26 protein-coding genes are annotated in these 23,856 nt (G+C 36.4%); 8 read left to right on the top strand and 18 right to left on the bottom strand.

The genetic code is table 11. From position 1 onward, the window contains the following. Positions 1-84: 84 nt before the first annotated feature. On the bottom strand, positions 85-462 hold the full coding sequence (locus WAX78_RS12035) for a hotdog fold thioesterase (RefSeq protein ID WP_336482482.1): 378 nt from the start codon (positions 460-462) through the stop codon (positions 85-87). A 94-nt stretch (positions 463-556) separates the two neighbouring features. Here WAX78_RS12035 and WAX78_RS12030 point away from each other — a divergent pair, with 94 nt between their 5' ends. Together WAX78_RS12030 and WAX78_RS12025 are read left to right on the top strand one after the other, a co-directional pair. After that, positions 557-1,300, top strand: coding sequence for a DUF3298 and DUF4163 domain-containing protein (locus tag WAX78_RS12030; protein ID WP_336482481.1), 744 nt, complete (start codon positions 557-559; stop codon positions 1,298-1,300). 50 nt (positions 1,301-1,350) lie between these two features. Beyond that, positions 1,351-1,944 (top strand): biotin transporter BioY, encoded by a 594-nt coding sequence (locus WAX78_RS12025; protein ID WP_336482480.1) that lies wholly within the window; start codon positions 1,351-1,353, stop codon positions 1,942-1,944. Between the two features lie 46 nt (positions 1,945-1,990). On the opposite strand, the gene galU is transcribed toward WAX78_RS12025, so the two are convergent. Beyond that, positions 1,991-2,869, bottom strand: coding sequence for a UTP--glucose-1-phosphate uridylyltransferase GalU (galU, locus tag WAX78_RS12020; protein WP_336482479.1), 879 nt, complete (start codon positions 2,867-2,869; stop codon positions 1,991-1,993). A gap of 243 nt (positions 2,870-3,112) precedes the next feature. Continuing rightward, entirely contained in the window at positions 3,113-4,837 is a 1,725-nt protein-coding gene (locus WAX78_RS12015; protein ID WP_336482478.1) for a phospho-sugar mutase, read from the bottom strand. A gap of 157 nt (positions 4,838-4,994) precedes the next feature. Here WAX78_RS12015 and cdaS point away from each other — a divergent pair, with 157 nt between their 5' ends. Further along, positions 4,995-5,600: a sporulation-specific diadenylate cyclase CdaS gene (gene cdaS / locus WAX78_RS12010; RefSeq protein WP_336482477.1), complete on the top strand. Its 606-nt coding sequence runs from the start codon at positions 4,995-4,997 to the stop codon at positions 5,598-5,600. Positions 5,601-5,966: 366 nt separating this feature from the next. Here the strand turns inward: cdaS and WAX78_RS12005 are convergent, their stop codons facing one another. The 6 genes from WAX78_RS12005 to WAX78_RS11980 form a co-directional block, all read right to left on the bottom strand. Further along, a complete protein-coding gene (locus WAX78_RS12005; RefSeq protein ID WP_336482476.1) occupies positions 5,967-7,451 on the bottom strand; it encodes a leucyl aminopeptidase in 1,485 nt (494 codons plus the stop codon). A gap of 62 nt (positions 7,452-7,513) precedes the next feature. After that, positions 7,514-7,894 carry a DUF309 domain-containing protein gene (locus WAX78_RS12000; protein WP_154710450.1) on the bottom strand — a complete coding sequence of 127 codons (381 nt, stop codon included), beginning with the start codon at positions 7,892-7,894 and terminating at the stop codon, positions 7,514-7,516. Between the two features lie 138 nt (positions 7,895-8,032). Next, a complete protein-coding gene (locus WAX78_RS11995; protein WP_336482475.1) occupies positions 8,033-8,659 on the bottom strand; it encodes a 3D domain-containing protein in 627 nt (208 codons plus the stop codon). Positions 8,660-8,858: 199 nt separating this feature from the next. Continuing rightward, a complete protein-coding gene (locus WAX78_RS11990; RefSeq protein ID WP_336482474.1) occupies positions 8,859-9,176 on the bottom strand; it encodes a YuiB family protein in 318 nt (105 codons plus the stop codon). 24 nt (positions 9,177-9,200) lie between these two features. After that, positions 9,201-9,692, bottom strand: coding sequence for an NUDIX hydrolase (locus WAX78_RS11985; protein ID WP_336482473.1), 492 nt, complete (start codon positions 9,690-9,692; stop codon positions 9,201-9,203). Between the two features lie 358 nt (positions 9,693-10,050). Then, positions 10,051-11,259, bottom strand: coding sequence for an NAD(P)/FAD-dependent oxidoreductase (locus tag WAX78_RS11980; protein WP_336482472.1), 1,209 nt, complete (start codon positions 11,257-11,259; stop codon positions 10,051-10,053). Positions 11,260-11,946: 687 nt separating this feature from the next. Between WAX78_RS11980 and WAX78_RS11975 the strand changes: the two genes are divergently transcribed. From WAX78_RS11975 to WAX78_RS11965, 3 genes are all read left to right on the top strand, one after another. After that, entirely contained in the window at positions 11,947-12,936 is a 990-nt protein-coding gene (locus WAX78_RS11975) for an NAD(P)/FAD-dependent oxidoreductase (protein WP_336482471.1), read from the top strand. Positions 12,937-13,076: 140 nt separating this feature from the next. Beyond that, positions 13,077-13,559, top strand: a complete 483-nt coding sequence (locus WAX78_RS11970; RefSeq protein ID WP_336482470.1) for a GyrI-like domain-containing protein — start codon at positions 13,077-13,079, stop codon at positions 13,557-13,559. Between the two features lie 158 nt (positions 13,560-13,717). Then, positions 13,718-14,968, top strand: coding sequence for an MFS transporter (locus WAX78_RS11965; RefSeq protein WP_336482469.1), 1,251 nt, complete (start codon positions 13,718-13,720; stop codon positions 14,966-14,968). A gap of 2 nt (positions 14,969-14,970) precedes the next feature. Here the strand turns inward: WAX78_RS11965 and WAX78_RS11960 are convergent, their stop codons facing one another. Continuing rightward, positions 14,971-15,876, bottom strand: a complete 906-nt coding sequence (locus tag WAX78_RS11960; RefSeq protein ID WP_336482468.1) for a helix-turn-helix domain-containing protein — start codon at positions 15,874-15,876, stop codon at positions 14,971-14,973. Positions 15,877-16,121: 245 nt separating this feature from the next. Between WAX78_RS11960 and WAX78_RS11955 the strand changes: the two genes are divergently transcribed. Further along, positions 16,122-16,574 carry a 2-thiouracil desulfurase family protein gene (locus tag WAX78_RS11955; protein ID WP_336482467.1) on the top strand — a complete coding sequence of 151 codons (453 nt, stop codon included), beginning with the start codon at positions 16,122-16,124 and terminating at the stop codon, positions 16,572-16,574. 83 nt (positions 16,575-16,657) lie between these two features. Further along, on the top strand, positions 16,658-17,299 hold the full coding sequence (locus tag WAX78_RS11950) for an acetylglutamate kinase (protein WP_336482466.1): 642 nt from the start codon (positions 16,658-16,660) through the stop codon (positions 17,297-17,299). A 36-nt stretch (positions 17,300-17,335) separates the two neighbouring features. On the opposite strand, the gene WAX78_RS11945 is transcribed toward WAX78_RS11950, so the two are convergent. From WAX78_RS11945 to dapF, 8 genes are all read right to left on the bottom strand, one after another. Then, positions 17,336-17,698 (bottom strand): YxeA family protein, encoded by a 363-nt coding sequence (locus WAX78_RS11945; RefSeq protein ID WP_336482465.1) that lies wholly within the window; start codon positions 17,696-17,698, stop codon positions 17,336-17,338. Positions 17,699-17,830: 132 nt separating this feature from the next. After that, positions 17,831-17,986, bottom strand: a complete 156-nt coding sequence (locus WAX78_RS11940) for an FbpB family small basic protein (protein ID WP_336482464.1) — start codon at positions 17,984-17,986, stop codon at positions 17,831-17,833. Positions 17,987-18,331: 345 nt separating this feature from the next. Further along, positions 18,332-18,469, bottom strand: coding sequence for an FbpB family small basic protein (locus WAX78_RS11935; protein ID WP_336482528.1), 138 nt, complete (start codon positions 18,467-18,469; stop codon positions 18,332-18,334). Between the two features lie 377 nt (positions 18,470-18,846). Next, on the bottom strand, positions 18,847-20,184 hold the full coding sequence (locus tag WAX78_RS11930) for an amino acid permease (protein WP_336482463.1): 1,338 nt from the start codon (positions 20,182-20,184) through the stop codon (positions 18,847-18,849). 232 nt (positions 20,185-20,416) lie between these two features. Further along, positions 20,417-20,587: a hypothetical protein gene (locus WAX78_RS11925; RefSeq protein ID WP_176524580.1), complete on the bottom strand. Its 171-nt coding sequence runs from the start codon at positions 20,585-20,587 to the stop codon at positions 20,417-20,419. 88 nt (positions 20,588-20,675) lie between these two features. Further along, positions 20,676-21,929, bottom strand: coding sequence for an ATP-binding protein (locus WAX78_RS11920; protein ID WP_336482462.1), 1,254 nt, complete (start codon positions 21,927-21,929; stop codon positions 20,676-20,678). Positions 21,930-22,464: 535 nt separating this feature from the next. Beyond that, positions 22,465-22,818 carry a HesB/IscA family protein gene (locus WAX78_RS11915; RefSeq protein ID WP_098308732.1) on the bottom strand — a complete coding sequence of 118 codons (354 nt, stop codon included), beginning with the start codon at positions 22,816-22,818 and terminating at the stop codon, positions 22,465-22,467. Between the two features lie 41 nt (positions 22,819-22,859). Next, a complete protein-coding gene (gene dapF / locus WAX78_RS11910; protein WP_336482461.1) occupies positions 22,860-23,726 on the bottom strand; it encodes a diaminopimelate epimerase in 867 nt (288 codons plus the stop codon). Between the last annotated feature and the right edge of the window lie 130 nt (positions 23,727-23,856).

Here is a 23,856-nt window from a genome sequence, read left to right as displayed (position 1 = left end):
GCTTGAAGCAGTCGTTTTTTTATCTTCTCAATATAAATACAGCACGAAAAAGAAAAAAACAATTGCCGATATAGGCAATCGTTTTTATCTTTTCTCTTTCACCGCAACTGTACATCTTGAAATACAAATTAAGGTATTGTCTTCATCAATAATTCGAATGTCCCAAACCATTGTCGTCTTCCCTTTATGAAGTGGTGTTCCAATTGCTGTTACAATTCCTTCTCGTTTTGAATTCAAATGATTTGCATTAATTTCAAGACCAAAGCACAGATATTTATCTTGATCAATTAAATTATACGTGCCAACACTTGCAACTGTTTCCGCTAGAGCCACAGATGCTCCTCCGTGTAAAAAACCAAATGGCTGATGCGTACTTCCATGTACCGGCATTGTCGCTACAACCTTCTCCTCTGTCATTTCTAATAATTCAATACCTAATGCTTCCATTAATGTTTTAGGCATACGACTGTCCCCTTTCGAATTACCAAAAAATGCATAATAATATCTATTTCTTTTCAAACTATCAGTGAATCTATAATACATGGAGGTACATTTCATGAAGAAACTATTATATATTATATTGTTTTTTTGCTTCTCTATCGCTATTGTACCAAAAAATGCAATAGCAGCCCAAGCATCTAACCTTACAATTAAAGTTCATACTATGACCCAAAAAGGTAAAAACCCTTATTTTGAATATCAACTCAATTATCCACAATTTCATAATATTCCAGATGGGCAATTTCAAAAAAAATTAAATACGTATTATGAAAAAAGCACAAACCAGTTTAAAAAGAAATTAGAAAAAGATGCGAAAACATATTATGAACAATCAAAAGAGACTGATGCTCCATTCCATCCATATATCGCGAATGTTGACTACAAAGTGGGATTAAATAAGTTTCCATTACTCAGTCTATATGTAAATCGCTATCAATATACGGGCGGTGCTCATGGCATGTACGAATGGAAAGCAAATACATTCGATCTAGAGAAAAACAAACCGCTTCGCTTAGCAGATTTATTTCAACAAGATAGTCAATATGAAACAATCATTAAGACAGAAATCGTTAGACAAATTGAACAAAATAAGGAAAACTTCTTCCCTGATGCTGCCGAGAAAGTAATGAGCGAAAAAAAACTGAAGTACGTTTTAGAACAAAACCATCTCATGATTTATTTTCCGCTGTACGAAATTGCACCGTACGTAAGCGGCATTCCACAATTCCGTATTCCTTATACACTGCTTCGAGAGGTGTTAAAGCCAAAGTATCAAAATATTCTAATTGACAATGCATAGATATATTCAGTACGATAATGTTAACTACAAAACAACAGGAGGTTAACATTATGAACAAACTTCGTGCATCAGACTTAGCTTTAGCCGCAATGTTTGTCGCACTTATGGCGATCGGTGCCAACATTACATCTTGGGCACCATTTCTACAAGTTGCTGGTGTTCCGCTTTCTATGCAACCTTTCTTTGCTATTTTAGCTGGTCTCCTTCTTGGAAGCCGAATCGGAGCCTTATCTATGATTGTTTATGCACTAGTTGGAATTGCAGGAGCACCTATATTTGCTGGCTTTCAAGCTGGATTTAGCACTCTATTAAGCCCAACTGGCGGATTTATTTTTGCCTTCATTATTGTTGCCTATGTAACAGGTAAAATCGTTGAACAAGTCAAAAACCCAAAATTCGGTACATTTGCTACTGCTTCTGCTGTCGGAATCATTCTTGTCTATATTATTGGAACAACTTATATGTACTTAGCTATAAATAACTGGGTAGGCGGTCATATTAGCTACGCAGCTGCTTGGAAAATTATGATGTGGTTTGCTGTAAAAGATATCGCCTTCACTGCACTTGGAGCAATGATTGCACCGCGCATTTATTATGCTGTGCGCCGCTCAGCGTATCAGCATTCCCATTCTACAATTTCTTAAAAAAATCCCTTAGCCATATTTGGCTAAGGGATTTTCTATCTTATACTTATTTTGTTTGTTCTTCTAAAATCTTTCTCATCATCTCAAGCATATCATCTTTTAACTCATGATGCTGAAGCGCCATTTCAATCGTTGTCTGTACGAATCCTAATTTTTCTCCAACGTCATAACGCTTTCCTTCGAAATCATATGCAAATACACGCTGAATTTCATTTAATCGTTGAATGGCATCCGTTAATTGAATTTCGCCGCCCGCTCCAATTTGCTGCTCTTCTAAGAACATAAAGATTTCTGGTGTTAACACGTAACGTCCCATAATCGCTAAATTTGATGGTGCCGTTCCTTGTTCAGGTTTCTCAACGAATTGTCTTACTTGATAACGACGTCCTTCTTGCTCAAGTGGATCAATAATACCATAGCGATGTGTTTCCTGCTCTGGAACTGTTTGCACACCAATTACAGAAGAAAGTGTCTTTTCATATTCATCCATCAATTGACGTAAACATGGTTTTTCAGCTTGTACAATATCATCACCTAATAATACTGCAAACGGCTCATCACCGATAAATTTACGTGCACACCATACCGCATGCCCAAGTCCTTTTGGTTCTTTTTGACGAATATAGTGGATATCAACCATTTTAGAAGAAGCTTGTACTTTTTCAAGCAATTCATATTTCTTCTTCTCTAATAAGTTTTGTTCAAGTTCAAACGCGTTATCGAAATGATCTTCGATTGCACGTTTTCCTTTCCCTGTAACAATAATAATATCTTCAATACCAGATTTAACAGCTTCTTCTACAATATATTGAATCGTTGGTTTATCAACGATCGGGAGCATTTCTTTCGGCATCGCTTTTGTTGCTGGTAAAAAGCGTGTTCCTAAACCAGCTGCAGGAATAATCGCTTTTCTTACTTTTTTCATGTAAGGTAACCTCTTTTCTATTTTATTTCCTCATACATCTCTTTCTATTATATATGTACATGTTCTAATAGTCCTATAAAAAATTTGTCATTCCAAGCATAAAAATCCATTAATTAAACCGCTTTCTTTTCCAGGAGCGAAAAGAGGAGATCGTATATATCCGCTCTCCTCTCACTTATTTACTCCTATTTTATCCCGCTATTCGCGGGCAGTAAGCCCCCCACTGATGGAAGTTTCACTTTATCACAGAAGATTCATAACAGCTTCTTTAATCGCTGCTAGCTTTTCTTCACTATGTTGCAAGGAATCACTCTTTACACCAAAATAGAACTTAATTTTCGGCTCTGTTCCAGATGGACGTAGGCAGAACCAAGAACCATCACCAAGCTGGTATTTTAATACGTTTGATTTCGGTAAGTGAATTTCTGTTACATGACCATCTTTCAGAGATGTTGCCTTGCTTGCTTTGTAGTCTTCTACCGCTGTTACTGTAATACCAGCTACTTCTTTCGGTGCACTTTCACGGAATGATGTCATCATCTGTTGAATCTTCTCTGCACCGTCTTTTCCTTTTAACGTAAGCGATACAAGATCCTCACGGAAATAGCCATACTTGCCAAACACATCTAATAAACCATCATACAGTGTTTTTCCTTGCGATTTATAGTATGCTGCTACTTCACAAGCAAAGAGCACAGATTGAACTGCATCTTTATCGCGGCAGAATGGACGAATTAAATATCCGTAACTTTCTTCATATCCGAACTGGAACTCATATTGTCCGCTTTCTTCGTATTGTCTAATTTTTTCACCAATAAATTTAAAACCTGTTAATGTATCAACTGTATCTAAACCATATGCTTCTGCAATTGTACGGCCAATTTCAGAAGTTACAATTGTTTTTAACACAACCCCGTTACTTGGTAATGTTCCATTCTCTTTCTTTTGCGATAATAAATAATCAAGCATTAATGCACCTGTTTGGTTTCCAGTTAACACTTGATATTCACCGTTATGATCACGAACAGCAACACCAAGACGGTCTGCATCTGGGTCTGTCGCAATTAATACATCTGCATCCGTTTCTAAACCGTAGCGAATCGCAAGTTCAAATGCCGCATGCTCTTCTGGATTTGGTGATTTTACTGTAGAGAAATTCGGATCTGGTAATTCTTGTTCTTTCACAACTGTTACATTTGTAAAGCCTGCTTCCTCTAATCCACGTCGCGCCGGAATATTCGATGTTCCATGAAGCGGTGAAAATACAATTTTTAAGTCTTTGCCAACTTCTTGTACAAGCTCTTTGTTAATGATAACAGTTTGTAACTGCTTGGCATAAGCATCATCAACTTCTTGTCCAATTATTTGCAATAAACCATCTGCTTTTAATTGTTCCACATCCGCAACTGTTACTGTTAACTCATCTTCTACTTCATTAACATAATCGATAAGCTCATCAGCTTCTTTCGGTGGAAGCTGTCCGCCATCTTCTCCGTATACTTTATATCCATTGTACTCAGGAGGATTATGACTTGCTGTAAGAACGATCCCACTTACTGTATGTAAATAACGCACTGCAAATGATAGCTCTGGCGTTGGACGCAAGCTTTCAAATACATATGTTTTAATACCGTGTGCACCAAGTGTTGCTGCAACTTCCATTGCGAACTCAGGAGATTTATGACGGGAATCATAAGCAACGACAACACCGCGTCTTTTCGCTTCTTCCCCTTGCTTAGCAATAAAGCGCGCTAGTCCTTCTGTCGCTTTACGAACTGTATATACATTCAGGCGATTTGTACCAGCACCAATTTCTCCGCGCATACCGCCTGTACCAAACTCTAAGTTTTTATAGAAGCTGTCTTCTATTTTCTTTTCATCTTGCTGCATCGCTTCTAGTTGTTCCTTTAGTTCTGCATCTAAATTTGCAAATGACATCCAGCGACTATATTCTTGTTTCCAATCCATGTTGTCCTCTCCCCTCGATTAACATACTCTCATTATATGAAAAAAACTACACTATCCTCAATATGTTTTGACATTTAGAAAGGATTTACCTTTTATATTTCTATATTTTGTGCACACTAACGATTAGAAATCAATACTTCTCAAAAAGGGGATTACCATGGAAGAATGGACACTATCAGAAAAACTAAAACACCAAATTAAAGAATCCATTCAAAATGTTGAAGTGGAATTAACAAAAATAAAACAAGCCTTAGATAATGAGCATGAATGTATTTTATGTAAAGTCGAAGGAATTCAACATATGCTCATGCATATTCAGGCAAACGCTGCTTCTTATTATATGAAAACATACTTATCACCATTTACCGATTGTTACATCTCCTTAACAACAGCTATGCAACACCTAGCAGAAAAAAAGCACGGTGCTTTAATTGCCATTGAAAGACAAGATGCACTCGATAACTTTATTCAATCTGGAACACCGCTCACTGCACAGCTGACGGCCCCTTTATTAGAATCCATATTCTATCCAGGCAATCCTTTGCATGACGGGGCTGTACTAATCAAGGAGAACCATATCATTTCTGCTGCTAACATTCTTCCGCTATCTCAGCATGTAACAAAAGAACGAAAATTAGGTACTCGGCACCGGGCTGCGATTGGCTTATCAGAAGTAAGCGATGCCTTTGTATTAGTTGTATCAGAAGAAACTGGACGCACTTCTTTTGCTTTGGATGGTACATTGTACACAATTTCTTTATGAGAAAAATTACTGTTACCTGTTTAAAATTATGTACAAGACATAACTGCTTCGTTTACGTCTTTTTTCATGATTTTCACATTACTGTCGTTATCGATTTGATATGAAATTTCATTTTTTGTAAGCAGTTCATAGCATATTTTTTATTTCATGATCCGAATGCTGTGCCCAAATCACATCATAGTTTTGTTTTACATTTTTGTGAGATATACTCACTGTCAAAAGTACAAGCAAACTCATCATCGAAATGAAGACAAACATTTCCTTCATGAATCGTAGTCCTTTCAAAACATACTAAAAAATGACGTGCAAACCTTCTATCTGCTTGCACGTCATTTCATATATTATCTATACGTATTCATTCTGATCTTACTCTTCCCCGAAACGCTCAACAAGTGTTGCTAATGTACGCGCCATCGCGCCTGTCCCACCAGCTGGACCTAGGTCGTGTGAGCCCTTTGTATCAGATGTTCCTGCAATATCTAAATGCACCCAAGGTGTTTCTTCTGCAAACTCTCCAAGGAATGTTCCTGCCATGATTGCATGGCCATCGCGTCCTGGTGAGTTGTTTAAATCTGCAAATTTACTGTTACGAACACGCTCTTTATCGCGTTCAAAAATTGGTAATTGCCAAATTGGTTCATCTGTTTCCATCGCTGCTTCTAACATTTGCTCATAAAATGCTTCGTTATTTGTCATTGCACCTGTCGTATGGTTTCCAAGAGCAACAATAATGCCGCCGGTTAATGTCGCGACATCAACAAGATAATTTGCACCAAGCTTTTTCGCATACGTAATACCGTCAGCTAACGCTAAGCGGCCTTCTGCATCTGTATTTAATACTTCAATTGTTTTACCACTCATCGATGTGATCACATCATCTGGTTTAAATGCATCAGCACTCACCATGTTATCTGTAGACGGGATAACAGCCACTACGTTTTGTTCTGGGCGAAGCTCACCGATAATTTCCATCGCTCCAAGAACAGCTGCTGCGCCGCCCATATCACCTTTCATACCAACCATACTTTCGCGCGGTTTCAGAGAATAACCGCCTGTATCGTATGTAATCCCTTTACCAACTAGGCCAATTACATCAGTCCACTCTTCTTTACCTTTGTATAAAAGAGCAATCATTTTTGGCGGTTCTGTAGAACCTTGGTTGACTGCAAGAAGCGCACCCATTCCAAGCTCTTCCATCTCTTCTTTCTCAAGTACTTTATAGTCCATATCATATTTTTCTGCCAGCTCAACCGCATAGTTAGCTAAAGCTGTTGCTGTTAATACGTTTGGCGGCAGATTCACAAGCGTACGCGCAGAGTTTGTAGCACGGCCGTGTACATAACCAACTGTTAACGCTGCTTCAATTTCTTGCGGATCTTCCTCTGTAATAACAACAAAGCTTTCTAATTGATGTGCTTCTTTTTGGTTTGTTTTATATGTTACTAACTCATATGTACCAAGGCAATATGTTTCTGCTGCAATATGTGCAACATCAATTGCATCCATTTTTTCAGTAACGAATGAATCTAACACAAACGCGACATTTTTTACTTTTGCACTGTGTAACGTCTTCGCTAACTTTCCAAGTGCACCGCGTAATGTTTCTGTTGTATATCTTTCTTTTTTGCCAAGACCAACAAAGTAGTAACGCTTTGCATCTGTTTTCCCTAAGCTATGTACTTTCGAAATTACTTTTTTCTTCGAAGAAATTTCTTTCTCGTCTAGCAGCACTTGTAAATGTCCATCAAACGCCTGATTTAATTCTTTTACAAAACTACTCATTACCTTATCTTCAAATAAAGCAACAACTACCGCTTCATGACTTGCTAGTTCTTTTTGCACTTGAAACATGCTAGCACCCCCAGATTTTTTCTGTTTCTATTATAGCTTTATTTTCGTGAAAATGCGACAATTCAAACTTCTTCTATATATAGAAGAAACTCTGGGAGCTGCGGCAAAGTTTGAACTTGCTCATATGGAATTCGATTTATCTCTTTCGGTAAAATTTTGCGGCACACTTGAATAAAGTGTACGACCTTTTCCACATTTAAATTCCAATAAACAGGACAATATGGAGTTAAATACTCTTCCGCCACTTCCATCATCATTCGTGCTCCCTTTATATTTCCATAGCTATAATGATACTGAGCAACTGCCATTTGCAATAAACCTTTTAAAAACAAATTCCCTCGATCTTCGAGCCACATTTCTTCCAATAAGTCATGACACGTATAATAATCGCCTTCGTTATACCTTATAAAAAACTCATAATACGCTAAAGGATAATCTTCCATTATTTCTCTCCCTTTGCTGCGTTTTTTTCTTCATTTCACTTTATCCCACACTAACGGGCAGTATGCCCCCCACTAATGGAAGTTTCACTTTATGATTACAAGAGAATTAAAAAAAGTCCAGAGCTATAAGCGTCTAGACTATCGTTGTTTTAAATATTGTCCGCGAAACACTTGCATCGTTTCATCTTCATTTAAAAGTGTTAAATCTTCTTCTGTGAGCTTTCCATTTCCCACTTTCACAATATAAACATTCAATTTTTTCTTTCCCCATTGATTATATACATCTCGCACAGTTTCATAATATAAATCAAGGCGATTCCCTTTAATCGCACCGCCCTTATCTGCTACAACACCATAGCCATATCCAGGAACAAATAAAATTGTTCCAATCGGAAATACGCGCAAATCAGCAGCAATTGTTGAATATAAATCTCGCTTTACTTTCACACCGGAATATGTAATCCCGTACTCAGGATGCCCTTTTGTCTTCCCAGTTGACTCCATACCTGCCGTATATCCTGTTGCTGTAACTTCCATCGAACGATATTTTGACCAATCCTTTGTATTCTCAAGAGCACGAATGACTTCCATACTTGGAAGTGTCCGCTTGTCTTGCTCAGCTGCGTGTACTTCTTTCACTTCATTTTTCTTATACATATGAATCATTTCAGAAAGAGAGATTCCTGACACAGCTTGCCAAGTTACACATAGTGCAGCCAAAAATAAGCAAACCATCATCACGCGAATGCTATATCGTTTTATCATTTTTATTTTCCACACTCCTTCATCGTTATTGTTCCCGAAACGATGAAGAAAATACTTATAAGAAAAACGCAAGCACCATGTTAGCCGCGAAAAGTACTGAAACCCTTCAGAGCGAAGGCGCTTTTTGGAGGATAAGACGAATCAAGGGGCTGGGCGCTGAAGCTAGACAAATCTAAAAAAAGCTCCTAAGAAAGGAGCTTCAAAACATTTGATATCCACGTTGACGTAGTGACTTAATAACAACACCAGATAAAGCGGCACCAACTAAGCCAGTTGATAAGATCATAATATCAGCTTTTCCAAGATGAAGAAAACTTGTCCCTAATAAAGAAAATGCTTTTTTCGGTTGTACAAAATAATCGAAGAAATCAACTTTATCAATAATAAACACACAAATAAGCGGATATACAACGACCATCACCCATGTTGCTCGTAAAATCATATTTAATAAAAAACCAATTCCAAAAAATAAGACTAAAAATAACATCATTGAAATTAATAAAACAGGTATGCTCATGATTTCTTCACCCTTTCTTACTGATCAATCTGCTCTTCCTACAAAAACGTTATATACCGTATAACCAAACTGGTCTCCTGGATTTAACGTCTCGTCCATTTTAAAAAGCGGTGCTGGCATTGCTTCTAACAAATAACGTATTAACACTGAAGTGTTTTCATCATGTGCGATATCTTCTGGAAATAAAAATGCTCCTTCATACAATTCTCTCTTTTGGATGACAATATCTTCTCCTTTTGGCTCTAAAAGAAAAATAATCATATTATCACTAATCTCACCGCGTATCACGCCAGATCGTGCACCCATTATCCCTTTTACATTTGTGGCAATTCCTGTTTCTTCTAATACTTCACGCTGCACTGCTTGATCGATTGTTTCTCCTTCATTCACAAAACCAGCAGGCAATGACCATTTCCCTTTTAATCCACCATATTTTTTCTTAACGACAAGCCATCTGCCATCTGCTGTGATAACGAGACCGCTTACCGCCAGCCACACATTTCCTCGTTTACTCATCGTTGCAAACCCCTTCCAATCAAACGAACAGAATATTCATTCTTTTCTTTCATTATACTATAAAGCTTTCGAAAGGAGAATGTTGGGGAATGTGTGCTCTTTGTAAAAGGAACTTTATTTATTTTAGAATATTCAACGAAATTAAATTAAGGCATATTCTAAAAGAGGTGAATGTATAACTGATTTATTATTAGTTGATACTAAAATTGTAACAGCTATCTTTTTAACAGGGTTTTCAATCAAATATGGATTAGAATCCACTAAAGGCTTATTGAAACAAATAGTAATACAGCAAAATCAGACTAAAAAATAAAAAAAGCAGAAACAGCTTACAGCCATTTCTGCTTTACATTACATATTAAAATAATTTTAACTTACCTTTTTTAAGAACTAATAAAGGTCCGCCAAGCATGAATAAGTAACGGTTGTCGATTACTTTCTTCATGAATGAAGCTTTCCAACCAGTTAATTTTTTGCCCATTACAACGCCCATTGCATCGTCGTGACCTAATGAACATACAGAACCTTTGTTATCGAATACAAACTTCTGCATTTCGCCTTTACCACGAACAAGAACAGCTAAGTTATGTGCAATGTTGTAACCTTGTTGAATTGCAATTTGTGCTGTTGGTGGGTATGGACGGTTAATTTCTTCATTAATGATTAACGCTGCATCACCAACCATGAATACTTCTTCATGACCTGGAGCATGCATGTACTCGTCCACTTTTACACGGCCGCGCATTGCTTCAAAGCCAGACTCTTCTACAATACCGTTACCGCGAACACCTGCAGCCCAAACTACAGTTGCAGATTTCAGTAATTCTACATCGTCACCGTTTGCAACAAGAATACCTTCTTCAGTTCCTTCTTTAATTGCTGTACCGATGCGGAATTCTACACCTTTTTTCTCTAATTGTTTTACAGCGTACTCAACTAGCTCTGGATCGAAACCAGGAAGCGCTGTTGGAGCAGCCTCAACACAGATGATGCGTGCTTTTTCACGAGGAACATCGTACTCTTTGCAAAGCTCAGGAATACGGTTTGCAAGTTCACCTACATACTCGATACCTGTAAATCCGGCACCGCCGACAACGATTGTAACTAACTCGTCACGTTTTTCTGAAGCATATAGAGAGAACATGTACTCCATATGCTCACGGATTTGACGAGTTGCATTAATGTTAGCGATAGAGAATGCATGCTCTTTTAATCCTTTAATACCAAACGTTTCAGATTCGAAACCAAGACCGATTACTAAGTAATCATACTCTAGCTCGCCATTCTTTAAGATAACGCGCTTTTCAGCTGCTTTAATTTCTACAACTGTGTCTTGTACGAAGTTTACTTTATTTGTGTCGATTACATCTTTGATGTCTAAGCGAACTTTGTCATGATGCAACGTACCAGCTGCACTTTCATGTAACCAAGTTGCTTGATAATGATAGCTGTTGTTATTTACTAATGTGATTTCAGCTTCACTTACAGATAATGTTTTTTGCAGACGAACAGTAGTAATCATTCCGCCATAACCTGCGCCTAGAACTACGATTTTTGGCTTCTTCACCCTAATCACAACCCTCTTCTTTATATAGATAGTAAAAATAATAAAAATAATGCTAAAACAATTTAAATGCTAAGAATGTAGACTTTCTCACAATCTAGACAAAATAAAAAAATTAATCTTCTTTATATAGATAGTAAAAATAGCAAAAATAATGCTAAAACAATTTAAATGCTAAGAATGTAGACTTTTTCACAATCTAGACAAAATAAAAAAATTAAGTTTGAAAAATGTTACGAAATTTGTCATAAAAAATTAACACATTCACATTCACTTTCCTATATTAGTCGTTTTCTCTTTACTTTTCAAGCAGTTGAAGAATTATCAATATTTTAAAATAACGAGGTCTTTTTAAGTTTTTTACATTCCCTTATTTGCCCAATATTCAACGGACAGTTACAGTCTTCTCACCTTAAAATAAGGAAGTATTCATCTATTAAATTTGTTCAACCAACTATAAATGGATATAATTACCGAATAATATGCACTTTATTTATTGGCCATTTTTTCTAACAGATCTATACAAATCGTATACACAATTCAGTCGTTTTCTAACGCTTTTTTTTATGAAATATGATATCATTTGTCTTGAGTGCGCTTGCACTCTGTTCACGGAAGTTTCGTATAACATACATACGAGTGTATATAGGAGAATCACGAAAAATTTCCTAATTATAGGGGGAGTAAACAGTGACAGAAAATCAAAAGGTATACGACATCACTATTATTGGTGGAGGTCCAACTGGATTATTCACAGCTTTTTACGGCGGTATGAGACAAGCAAGCGTAAAAATTATTGAAAGCTTGCCACAACTCGGCGGTCAATTATCTGCATTATATCCTGAAAAGTACATATATGATATCGCAGGTTTTCCTAAAATTCGTGCACAAGAACTCATTAATAACTTAAAAGAACAAATGAGCAAGTTCGAACCAACTGTTTGCTTAGAAGAAGCTGTTCAAACGTTAGAAAAACAGGCAGATGGCGTATTCAAGCTTGTAACAAATAAAGAAACACACTACTCTAAATCAGTTATCATTACAGCTGGAAACGGTGCATTCCAACCACGCCGTTTAGAATTAGAAGGTACAGAGAAATTCGAAAAAGCAAACTTACACTATTTCGTTGAGGATATGAATAAATTTGCTGGCAAACGCGTTGTCGTGTTTGGGGGTGGAGACTCTGCGGTAGACTGGACAATGATGTTAGAGCCAATCGCAACAGAAGTAACAATCGTTCACCGTCGTGATAAATTCCGCGCACATGAGCATAGCGTTGAAACGTTAATGAACTCTCGCGCACAAGTCAAAACACCATACGTTCCAGTTGAACTAATCGGTGAAGAGAAAATTGAACAAGTTGTACTTCAACACGTGAAAACGGAAGAAAAAGTTGTCATTGATGTTGATGATGTCATCGTAAACTACGGCTTCGTATCTTCTCTTGGTCCAATTAAAGACTGGGGTTTAGATATCCAAAAAAACAGTATCGTTGTGAACTCAAAAATGGAAACAAACATTCCCGGTATTTACGCAGCTGGTGATATTTGCACATACGAAGGAAAAGTAAAACTAATTGCATGCGGATTTGGTGAAGCGCCAACAGCGGTAAATAATGCAAAAGCGTACTTCGATCCAAACGCAAAACTGCAGCCAATGCATAGTTCTAGCATGTTTTAATTGAAATAGATACGTTGAAGAACTCCTTTCTAATGGAAAGGAGTTCTTTTTATGAAAAAATAACCATTTCCAAGTATCTCCTCTTTGTATAATTATGGTATAATTAAAAAGAACATTTGTTCTATACTGAGGAGGATGATATGATGATTCAACCTACAATTGTAACAAAAAAAGCTTTTCAAACCATTGGTATTTCCATTATTACAAACAACGAAATTGAAATGTCCAGCAATGGAAAAATTCCTCACCAATGGAATCAATACTTCCAAGAACAAATCACCAACCAGATTCCAAATAAAGCTACCCAAACAGAAACGATAGCACTCTATTCAAACTATGAATCCGATGAAACAGGTAACTACACATATACAATCGGGGTTCCGGTTTCGACTATAAGCAATACACCTAAAAATATGACAGCACTCACTATACCTGCTGCTACATATGCTGTATTTACAACCCGCAAAGGCCCGTTATCAGAAATTATCGCAGAAACATGGCAAGACATTTGGAAATGGTCAAAAGAAAACAACCGTGCATTCACAACAGATTTCGAGCTGTATGATGAACGAACTTTCAATCCAAATGATGCACAAGTTGATATTTATATTGCGTTAGTTTAAAGTGTAAATAAGAAGATGCCTCGGCACCTTCTTATTTTTATGCTTCAACAATCTGCTGGGCAAATTCTGCTTTTTTGAATACAATAAAAAAGTATCTGTATAGAAAGATTAGAAACTGTTAACAAAGATAAAAAGACATATGACAGAAAGGGATTCATATGGAGGAATTACATAAAAGTAAACTTGCTGTAAAAGAAATGGGAACGCCTTTATTAAAGAATACAAACTTCCTGTTTCTTTGGGGCGCTACCCTATGTTCAAGCTTTGCATTAGCATTTTTTACGTTTTCGCAAACGTGGTACATAGCAAAAACATTAAACTTAGAAGCATCACTTGGAATTGTATTTGTTGCTCTTAGTGTTCCGCGCCTAATCTTTATGATTATTGGCGGAGCCGTTGCAGACAAATTCCAGAAAAAAAACATCATGTTTTATTCTAATATTGTGCGTGCGCTTCTTGTAACGATTATTCTCATTTGGTTCATCGTTGGGCACGTTACATTATACACATTTGCTTTCTTTGCGCTCTTCTTTGGTTTAGCTGATGCCTTTTTCTGGTCAGCTGATGGTTCTATCTTACCGGATCTCGTAGAGAAGCATCGCCTTACACAAGCAAATTCACTCACACAAATGACAAACCAAGCATCTGTTATTCTTGGTCCTGTCCTTGGCGGGATACTGATTAAATTCAGTAATTATGAAACAATCTTTGCGATAGCGATTTTATTATTACTTACTGCTTCCATACTCATCCAAAAAGTTCATACAAGTACAGTGCAAGAAGAAACAAACCAAAACAAAGGCATGTTCACTTCTATTAAAGAAGGCATCCTTTATGTGAAGGAATCGCCATTTTTATCAACGTTCCTTATTTGCAGCGCCTTTTTGAATTTATTTTTAATCGGACCGATGCAAGTCGGTTTTCCGCTGTTCATTAAAGATGTACTGCACGGCGATTCACTCCACTTTAGTTACTTAGAAGCTGCTGTTGGCGGGGGAATGGCCATTGGTGCAGTTATCGTCGGGCTGCGAAATATTAATCGACGACGCGGTTTATTTTGCATTATTATGATGCTGCTATCCGGTGTTTTCTTCTTATCTATTAACTTTAGTACAACACTTTGGCAAGCAGTTCTGGCAGGCTGCTTTTACGGCATTACAATCGCAATGGCAATCGTACCGTTAATGGCCATGATTCAATCAACTGTGAAAGAAGAAATGATGGGCCGAGTTATGAGTTTACTCATGTTATCGTCGATGGGCTTTATCCCTATTTCTTATGCCCTTACCTCACTTGCATTAGCTGCCGGAATGCCGATTGTCACCATTATGAAAAGCGGTGCAATTGCTGTCATTCTGTTTGTGTTATTTATCGCCATTCGCGTTCCGGTTGTACGAAAATTTGATTAAAACTAGAGAGTTATGCTTCGTAAGCATGACTCTTTTCTTTTTTCACCCTCAAATGGATTATATAAAACAATCCCGCTGTTCCTTCTCACAGCCGCTCCCCAATCTAAAGCAATATCTAAAAATAATGCCTGCATCGTACTATATAAGAGCGCACCGAAATCTTTACGAATCTCACCGTACTTATAAGCCCTTACAACACTTTTTGTTCGCCGAATGATTTGCATTTGTATATCATCATGCTTCATAAGCTGCTCCCACAACAATCCCAGCTCAAACAAACCGCTCTTTTTATAAGCGAGTTCCACTTTGCTCCAAGCAAAATTAATCGTTTGTGGATGACGAGACATTGGTGCAACTGCATCTATAAATATCATTGGTATATCATGACGACAATACGTTTCATCCATGTTATACGTTTTTGTTTTATGTTGTATCTTTAAATTGTTTTCATAAAAACTAGTTTCCGTTTCCTCATTCAACTGCTCCTTCCTACACTCTCCTGCACTTTCGCCATTTTCACATGCGGTCATTTGCATACGGTCACTCATGCGGTCAACTGCCCGTTTACAAAACACATACAAATTCGCACTATATCCCCCGCGCTTATATCTTTCCTTCGTGAACACACGCTTAATAATACTAAGCTGCTCAAGCTTTGCGACAGAACGGCGTACAGTCCGTATACTTTTCCCTATTTTCATCGCAATCGTTTCCATTAACGGACATGCAACACCAACCGTTTTTTGTTTTTCGTTTATCGCATACCTTCCTAACAAACGAATCACGAGAAAATCTGTTTGATTCATATGAGTTTGATACTGCGTCAAAATTTGCTGTTGATATGTATTAAACTCTTCTTTACTTCGAAATTCGCTATATTCTTTCATTAACGTATACAATTTACTCATGCTTATCCCCCTGTTTATCCCGCATTAACGGGCAGTAAAATCCCCGCCTCAAGATTCAGAGAAAAGCAAAGAAGCTAGGCGGGGGATAACTGCCCGTAAAAGCCCGATTGGTGAGAGCTTTCCATCAGTGGGGGATGAAGCCCCCCACTGACGGAAGTTTCACTTTATAAATAAGAGGAAAAACATAAAACTGGCGAAAGATTTTGTGTATGATGAAAGTAAATCCATCAAACTGAGGTGAAAATATGATCGTAATTAGTGCGTGTTTAGCTGGAATTGCTTGTCGTTATGACGGAAATGATAATCTCGTTGCAAAGATTCAAGAACTGCTAGACAAAGAAGAAACAATTCTTATTTGTCCGGAAGTATTAGGCGGATTGCCAACACCTCGTACACCAGCCGAAATTGTCGGTGGAAACGGTGACGATGTATTGAACGGAACTGCAAAAGTAATAGACCAAAACGGAAATGATGTGACAGAAATCTTTATTGCGGGGGCCTACGAAGCATTACATCAAATAAAAGATTTAAACCCTGAATATATTATTCTGAAAGAACGCAGTCCATCTTGCGGAAGTTCCGTCATTTATACAGGTGAATTTAATGGTCAAAAACAAGATGGTTACGGTGTTACGACTGCTTTATTCAGACGACATGGTTTTACGGTGATTTCGGAAGATGATTTTACCCCACACTAACGGGATAAAACATTTGGACACGACACTTAGGAATGACGTTTATCATATCGTGAGGTATATATGTTCAAAGGAGTGTAATCATTATGTACTACCCTTATTGGCAATCCAATTATTTCACATATGATATACCTTATGTAAGTTTGGATCCACAATCTGCGTTTTCAATGGCACGAGATTACCGTATCAGTAAAAATGAAGTTGATTTAAAAAGTTATATGCGCTCACTATGGGAACAGCATGTCGCTTGGACAAGACTGGCTATTATCAGCATTATTTTTAATTTGCCAGATGTTAACGTTACGATTACACGACTCCTTCAAAACGCTCCAGATATGGGTAATGCACTCAAACCTTTCTACGGTCAAAATGCAGCGACAAAATATAGTAATTTGATAAAAGAGCACTTAGTAATCGCCGCAGACCTTGTCAAGGCAGCAAAGGCTGGCGATCAACACACTGCATCAATCGCAGAGAAAAAATGGTACGCCAATGGAGACGAGATTGTTGAGTTCATAAGCAGTATAAATCCGTATATACCTAAAGAGAAATTCAGGAAAATGTTTTATGAGCATCTAGCATTGACGAAAGCTGAGGCTGTATCCATGCTAAAGAAAGATTATCAGTCAGGTGTGCAATTGTATGACAAAATTGAAAAGGAAGCCTTAGAAATGGCGGATGCACTTACTGCAGGAATTGTAAGGCAGTTCCCTCAAGTATTTCAGTGAAAGAAAAAATAAGGAGATAGCTTTTCAGCTATCTCCTTATTTCACACCCAGCTTTTCTTTCACTTTTGATGGAATATCATCTTTCTTTACTTCTTCCCAGGACGTTACACCTTTTTTATCAGAATAATATACGCGTAAAAATGCTTCCTTGCGAAGATTTTTCGGAGCTGTAAATTCCATTGTTTTCTCTTTACCACCTTCATCAAATCCTGATAATTTATATTCAAATAATTTAATTGGCGTACCATTATCAGCTTTTTCATTTTTCTCTAGTCCATCAGCTGTAATTTGAACATAGTATTGATCTTTCCCCATACGGTTAACGTTACAACCAGCTAACATCGTTGTAAATACAACTAAAATACTAAAAAGTGCAATATATCGTTTCACGTCATTCACCTCGTGTGCTTTTTACTATGTTGTTATCATAATGCGTTTTTGCAAAAGGTAAAATTTAAAAACATGACATAAACATTACACTTTTGTAACGTACAGCTTGTATAACAATTTCACAAATGAAAAAACCAGCCATTATGAGGCTGGTTTTGTAATTATATAACGTTGTTCAATTCTTTGTTCAATTCTTTCCAACTCTTGTTTATCATTAAGTATCTTTTGTTTATTTTCTTGCACTAATTCTTTAAATGTTTTACTGAGTAATTGACGGGACTTTCTTGTCATAATCATTCCTCCTTATTTTCTTTGGCATCAAAGATATAGAATGAAAAATACAACCACAAAATTTTTCGTGCTTTGTAAAATATTTGTCTTAATTTGTCGAAAAATTCAACTTACCTAAATAATACTATAACTTTTAGTTTTTCAAATGTTATTTATTTGAACTTTCTGTGAAAAATTATTTTTCACAAGTTACCATTAATTATCTGAGGATTTTTTCAAAAATTTTATGTTAACTAATCATGTATGGAATATGCATTCTGTTAAAGTCTTGCAGAAGCTTTTTTTAATAAAGTGAAACTTCCATCGAGTCTTACTGCCCGCAAATAGCAGGATAAATGAAAACACCAGCCATTATGAGGCTGGTGTTTTCATTATATGACGTTGTTCAATTCGTTGTTCGATTCTTTCCAATTCTTGTTTATCATCAAGTATCTTTTGTTTATTTTCTTGCACTAATTCTTTAAATGATTTACTGAGTAATTTACGGATTTTTTTTGGCATAATCATTCCTCCTAATTTTCTTTGGAATCAAAGATGTAGAATGAAAAATACAACCACAAAATTTCTCACGCTTTGTAAATACTTGACTTTATTTGTCGAAAAATTCACCTTAATTAAATAATAATCTAATTTTTCCGATTTTTCAAATATTTTTTCGGACGTTATGTGAAAAATTATTTTTCCATAATTACTATTAGTCATCTGAAATTTTTTTTAAAAACATCATGTTAGCTAATCATGTATGAAATACACATTCTATTAAAGTCTTGCAGAAGCTTTTCAATGAAAATATCAAAACAAAAAGGCCGCTTTACACGGCCTTTTTGCTCTTAGAAAGTGAATATTCCTTTTTAAGCTGAAGATCTTTATTTCGATTCCTTTCTGCCAACCAAAATGGATAGGACCGATAAAAGGATAAGAATACTTGCGCATACAATAGAGTTAATTATATTCCCTGCATTGAACAAGAAGAAAATAAAAATAATTGCCAAGGCAGCTGCTGCAAACAAGGTGCTGTATGGAAAGAACCACACGCGAAAATACGGCATTTTAGGATACTGTTTACGCAACTTGAATTGCGCAAGGCAAATGCTAGTCCAAATGAGCAAAACAGTAAAGCCCGGGATAGACATCAGATAGCCAAAAACATGCTCTGGTGTAAGGAACGCGATAAAAGCTCCGATTAATAAACCAGTGCAGCTAACAAGAACTCCCCAGACAGGAACACCGCGCTTAGTAAGACGAGCGAATAGAGCAGGAGCTTCTTTATTTTGCGCTAGAGAGTACAAAATACGGGAAGTAGCATACATTCCTGAATTGGCAGCCGACAACACAGCGGTCAATAAAATAAAGTTCATAATATGTGCTACACCTTGTAATCCAGTTGCAGAGAAAACCTGTACGAAAGGACTGCCTTGCTGTCCTACCTCATTCCAAGGGATAAGTCCAGTGATGATGAGAATAGGTAATGTGTAAAATAAAACCACTCGGAACATGACCCCTTTTATTACTTTAGGAAGCGTCTGTTCCACGTTTTTCGTTTCTGTTACAGTTAATCCGATTAATTCTGAACCTCCGAAAGAAAAGACAACTATTAAGAGTGCTGTAAAAACACTTCCCCATCCTTGCGGAAAGAATCCGCCGTGACTTGTATAGTTTGTAAAATATGCTGCTTCATGATTTGGAATGAAGCCAAATAATAAGGCAAAACCAAGCAAAATAAATAAAACAAGAGTAATAATTTTGAAACTCGCAAGCCAAAACTCTATTTCGCCGTAAAGTTTGACGCTAAACAAATTGATAAGAAGAAGAAGCACAGTACATGCTAAACTAAGCAGCCATAAAGGAGCGGATGGAATCCAGTATTGTAAAAAGCTCCCCCCTGCCAAAACCTCAACAATAATAACTAAAATCCAGTCGACCCAGTAGAGCCAACCAATGACAAAGGCGAAACGAGAACCAAAAGCTTTTTGAATCATCCCTTGAATGTTTAAACCCGGGTAAGCAATAGCCATTTCCGCTATTGCACTCATAACAATGAGAAGAAGAAATCCTGCAAATAAATAAGAAAAAACGATGCCGGGCCCTGCAGCTGAAATCGTATCTGCACTTCCTTTGAAAATTCCTGTCCCAATCATCCCGCCTATTGCCATAAGCCTGATGTGACGTGGTTGCAGTTCGCGTTTCAATTGTTGCTGTGCCATGTCTAATCCCCCTTTAGTAATAAAATAGAAACAAAGTTAGTATCTTTTTCTCGAAAGTGATTGCGTAACATCACTCATTGCTGCATAGTTCTTCCTAGTTGATATAATATTTAAACTATACAATAATCCTTTTGATTTTGGCATATATTTTTGAAGCGTATGTTGAAAGAATATGGGGGTACAAAACAAAAAATAGTGACGATTTTTCATCGTCACCTCTGCATCAGTTTTTTTATTTAGGGCTGTTTTTGAGTATCTGAATATTTTTATCTCTTTCTCCGCCATCGGAAAGCTCCTCTGAAAATTCATGGTCTGCTTTCTTCCCTAACAGGAGTTCAGATGACCGAATTGTGCTGGATGGCAAATTATTATTCGGTGCTGCCTGTTCATTCCATTTTCCCATCAAAATCACCTCTTTTTTATTAGTATTGAATTTTTGTGATGATTTTATTAAAATTCACCAATAAAAAAACGCTTGATTTCGTTTTTACTTAGCAAGGTATAATGATGGAAAAGCGTGTTCCCTTTCCTTTTGTACTCCTTATTTCTATATCTCCGTTTAATTCTTTAATAATGCTATAAGCAATCATAGTACCTAATCCAGTTCCTTTTTCTTTTGTTGAATAAAACGGCATGGCAATTCGCTTTATTTCTTGGCAGGACATTCCAATTCCTGAATCAATAATATGAATTACAATATTACTTTTTATTTTTTGGGCATGAACTTGTAATATCCCTCCATTTTCCATAGCTTCAATTCCATTTTGTACAATATTTATTAGGCATTGTTTTAGTTTTTCAGGATTAGCATTTATATACAGATCACCTGTAATATTTCTCTTAATTTCAACATTGTGTGAAAGTGCTAGCGGTGTAATCATTTCTGTGACTTCATGAACAATACTACTTATATTCAGTGGTTTTTTTATCGTGTTTTGTGAGTTTGTTAAGGATACATAATTATTAATAATCATTTGTACTTTCTCTAACTCCATTAACATAATTTGTAAGTATTGATCTTGAGATGTTTTCGGAATGTCATTTTCATGAAACAACTGAGTAAATCCATATACGGTAGTTAGTGGATTATGAATTTCATGTGCAATCGATGCAGCTAATTCACTAACTGTATAAAATTTTTCCGCTCTTTGAATTTTTTCTTTCATTTTAAACTTCTCAATCATTCCTTCTACTAAATAAGCAGATAATAGTCCTGTGAAAATGTTAATGATTATATAATTGATTAGAAGTTCAATAAAAACCGCTTCGATTTTACCATTTATTTTAATTTGATTGATTATAGCAAAGATAGAAAGAGAACTTGTATTAATCAAAATAAGAAGTATATTAAACAATATTTTATTTCTCTTGAAATGAATAGGTACAACATAACGGGATATAAACGTAACAATAGTAGTTATACTAAATATAATGAACGATGGAAAAAAACCATTCCCACCCAAATAAAATCTATAAGAAATATATATAACACTTATAACAATAATGCTTCTTGTATTGCCATATAAGAAAACCAGAATAATAGGAATAAAACGTAAATCATAAATATATCCATCATATAAGCGAAAAGGGAATGTCATACAAAGAACAAGTGCAATCGACGCAAGAACAGCAATCAATATCTCGTTATGTGGTTCTTTTTCGGTCTTATCTAGCCAAAATACTTGATAAGTAAGGATACAAATTATAATAATAAACGCATTTAATAGTAGTGTAGAGATTCCCATATTCTATACCTCCCTGATTTTTTGTAAGAGAGATGATGACTTCATTTTATCAAGCATTTAATTTATATATCTACACGTTTAAATCTTCCTCATCATGTTAAATTTACTATTTAATGGAATTAAAGTAAAGTGAAGTAAAAGAGCTTTTTACTCCTTATATTAGATTTAATAATGGTGTAGAGGAAAAACACTTTGGTAGAAAAGTACAAAAAAAGAATTAACCGGGGGAAAAGCAAAGCATTATACGTTAACGGTTTAAAAAATATGATTTTTACAAATTTTTTTATTGTTCATATTATAATTATTAAAGTAACATAAGAATAATCCAATTACAACTTCCAAAACTGAAAATTCTACTTTTTTCGTCATTTCATGTTACAAGTAATTTGAAATTATAATTGCGTTTTACTACTTCTAGTTTCGTACAAAATAAAAACCCCCTTAACAAATGAATTTCGTCATTCATCGTCAAGAAGGTTACTATTATCAACTCTTATAGGTGCACACTAGAATTGCATCTATTCACTTTCCAGTGTTAACATTCTTCAGGTTTACCAGCATTCGTCGCTGTGCGGAAAGATGAACCACATCCGCATGATGCGATAGCATTTGGATTATCAATAGTAAATCCGCCGCCAAGCATCGATTGTTTATAATCGATTTTTACTCCTTTTACAATCGGAGCACTTTCTTTATCAATAACAAATTCAACACCGAAAAATTCAAGAACTGTGTCGTCTTCATTTGGTTCTCTTTCAAATCCTAAGCCGTAAGAAAGACCGCTGCATCCACCGCCGTGTACTGCAAGACGAACGTATTTCTCTCCATCTTCGGCATCTTTTAACATATCTTTAATTTGATATGCTGCTTGTTCTGTTACAGTAATCATAGAATCCACCTTCCTTTCTTCTTTCGTTCTATTATACATCTTTACTCTTCAATCTTATAATAATATACACCGCTGCAAGTGACTTCTGCAGGACCATTCATTAAAACTGTCCCTTCTTCTGTCCATGTAATCATTAAGTCTCCGCCTGCTAAATGAACAGTGATTTCTTGTCCGCGCTTCATCTTTCCATTCAAGATTGCAGCTACAACCGCAGCACACGCTCCTGTTCCACATGCTTGTGTAATACCAGAACCGCGTTCCCATACACGGAAATGCATTTCGTAGTTATTTAGTACTTCGATAAATTCCACATTCACACTTTCTGGGAACATCTCGTGTGTTTCTAGCACAGGGCCTAATGTTGTCAGCGGTGCTTCTTCAATATCATCTACAAAAATAACAGCATGCGGATTTCCCATTGAGACAGCTGTAAATGCATAGCGGTGATTGCTGTAAAGAAAATCTTCACGAATAAATGGGGTTTCTCCTTCACCTAGCATCGGTAAATCAACGCGTTTTAATCGCGGTGCACCCATATCAATCGTAGCTGAAGTTACAATTCCATTTTCAACCTTTACTTCTGCTGTAACGATTCCGGCTAACGTTTCAATTGTAAAAACAGTTTCTTCTACTAATTTATGCTCATATGCATATTTTGCAACGCAGCGCAGCCCATTCCCGCAGCTTTTTCCTTCTGAACCGTCTTTATTAAAAATACGCATCTTCACAGGAGCAACTTCAGATGGACAAATTAAAATCATTCCGTCAGAGCCAATTCCCGTATTCACATCTGACACTTTTTCAGCAACTTTCGCTAGATGCTCTTCTGCAATTTTTTCTTCAAACATATTCACATAAATATAATTATTTCCAAGACCATGCATTTTCGTGAAAGAAAGTTGTTCCATATTGTTTCACTCCAAAATTTTTTATTGTTATAAGTATAAAATGCGCGCTTTTGGAAAACAATAAGAATGTCCCCCGTTTCTCATATTCAACGACAATTTTGGCGTAACAAGGTCGTGCTTACACGTATCG

The organism is Bacillus yunxiaonensis, assembly GCF_037104695.1.
Taxonomy (GTDB): domain Bacteria; phylum Bacillota; class Bacilli; order Bacillales; family Bacillaceae_G; genus Bacillus_A; species Bacillus_A yunxiaonensis.
Note: the sequence above shows the minus strand (reverse complement) of the source record. Positions and strands in the feature narration are given on the sequence as shown.

Bases quoted from the DNA above. Each gene is read 5' to 3' on its own strand.
- WAX78_RS11930 (WP_336482463.1), bottom strand. From the start codon at position 20,184: ATGGCACAGCAACAATTGAAACGCGAACTGCAACCACGTCACATCAGG.
- WAX78_RS11995 (WP_336482475.1), bottom strand. From the start codon at position 8,659: ATGATAAAACGATATAGCATTCGCGTGATGATGGTTTGCTTATTTTTG.
- WAX78_RS11950 (WP_336482466.1), top strand. From the start codon at position 16,658: ATGTACTACCCTTATTGGCAATCCAATTATTTCACATATGATATACCT.
- WAX78_RS12025 (WP_336482480.1), top strand. From the start codon at position 1,351: ATGAACAAACTTCGTGCATCAGACTTAGCTTTAGCCGCAATGTTTGTC.
- WAX78_RS11960 (WP_336482468.1), bottom strand. From the start codon at position 15,876: ATGAGTAAATTGTATACGTTAATGAAAGAATATAGCGAATTTCGAAGT.
- WAX78_RS11940 (WP_336482464.1), bottom strand. From the start codon at position 17,986: ATGATTATGACAAGAAAGTCCCGTCAATTACTCAGTAAAACATTTAAA.
- WAX78_RS12030 (WP_336482481.1), top strand. From the start codon at position 557: ATGAAGAAACTATTATATATTATATTGTTTTTTTGCTTCTCTATCGCT.
- WAX78_RS11970 (WP_336482470.1), top strand. From the start codon at position 13,077: ATGATGATTCAACCTACAATTGTAACAAAAAAAGCTTTTCAAACCATT.
- cdaS (WP_336482477.1), top strand. From the start codon at position 4,995: ATGGAAGAATGGACACTATCAGAAAAACTAAAACACCAAATTAAAGAA.
- WAX78_RS11985 (WP_336482473.1), bottom strand. From the start codon at position 9,692: ATGAGTAAACGAGGAAATGTGTGGCTGGCGGTAAGCGGTCTCGTTATC.
- WAX78_RS11915 (WP_098308732.1), bottom strand. From the start codon at position 22,818: ATGATTACTGTAACAGAACAAGCAGCATATCAAATTAAAGATATGTTA.
- WAX78_RS12015 (WP_336482478.1), bottom strand. From the start codon at position 4,837: ATGGATTGGAAACAAGAATATAGTCGCTGGATGTCATTTGCAAATTTA.
- WAX78_RS11955 (WP_336482467.1), top strand. From the start codon at position 16,122: ATGATCGTAATTAGTGCGTGTTTAGCTGGAATTGCTTGTCGTTATGAC.
- dapF (WP_336482461.1), bottom strand. From the start codon at position 23,726: ATGGAACAACTTTCTTTCACGAAAATGCATGGTCTTGGAAATAATTAT.
- galU (WP_336482479.1), bottom strand. From the start codon at position 2,869: ATGAAAAAAGTAAGAAAAGCGATTATTCCTGCAGCTGGTTTAGGAACA.
- WAX78_RS11920 (WP_336482462.1), bottom strand. From the start codon at position 21,929: ATGGGAATCTCTACACTACTATTAAATGCGTTTATTATTATAATTTGT.
- WAX78_RS12035 (WP_336482482.1), bottom strand. From the start codon at position 462: ATGCCTAAAACATTAATGGAAGCATTAGGTATTGAATTATTAGAAATG.
- WAX78_RS11965 (WP_336482469.1), top strand. From the start codon at position 13,718: ATGGAGGAATTACATAAAAGTAAACTTGCTGTAAAAGAAATGGGAACG.
- WAX78_RS11925 (WP_176524580.1), bottom strand. From the start codon at position 20,587: ATGGGAAAATGGAATGAACAGGCAGCACCGAATAATAATTTGCCATCC.
- WAX78_RS12005 (WP_336482476.1), bottom strand. From the start codon at position 7,451: ATGTTTCAAGTGCAAAAAGAACTAGCAAGTCATGAAGCGGTAGTTGTT.
- WAX78_RS11990 (WP_336482474.1), bottom strand. From the start codon at position 9,176: ATGAGCATACCTGTTTTATTAATTTCAATGATGTTATTTTTAGTCTTA.
- WAX78_RS12000 (WP_154710450.1), bottom strand. From the start codon at position 7,894: ATGGAAGATTATCCTTTAGCGTATTATGAGTTTTTTATAAGGTATAAC.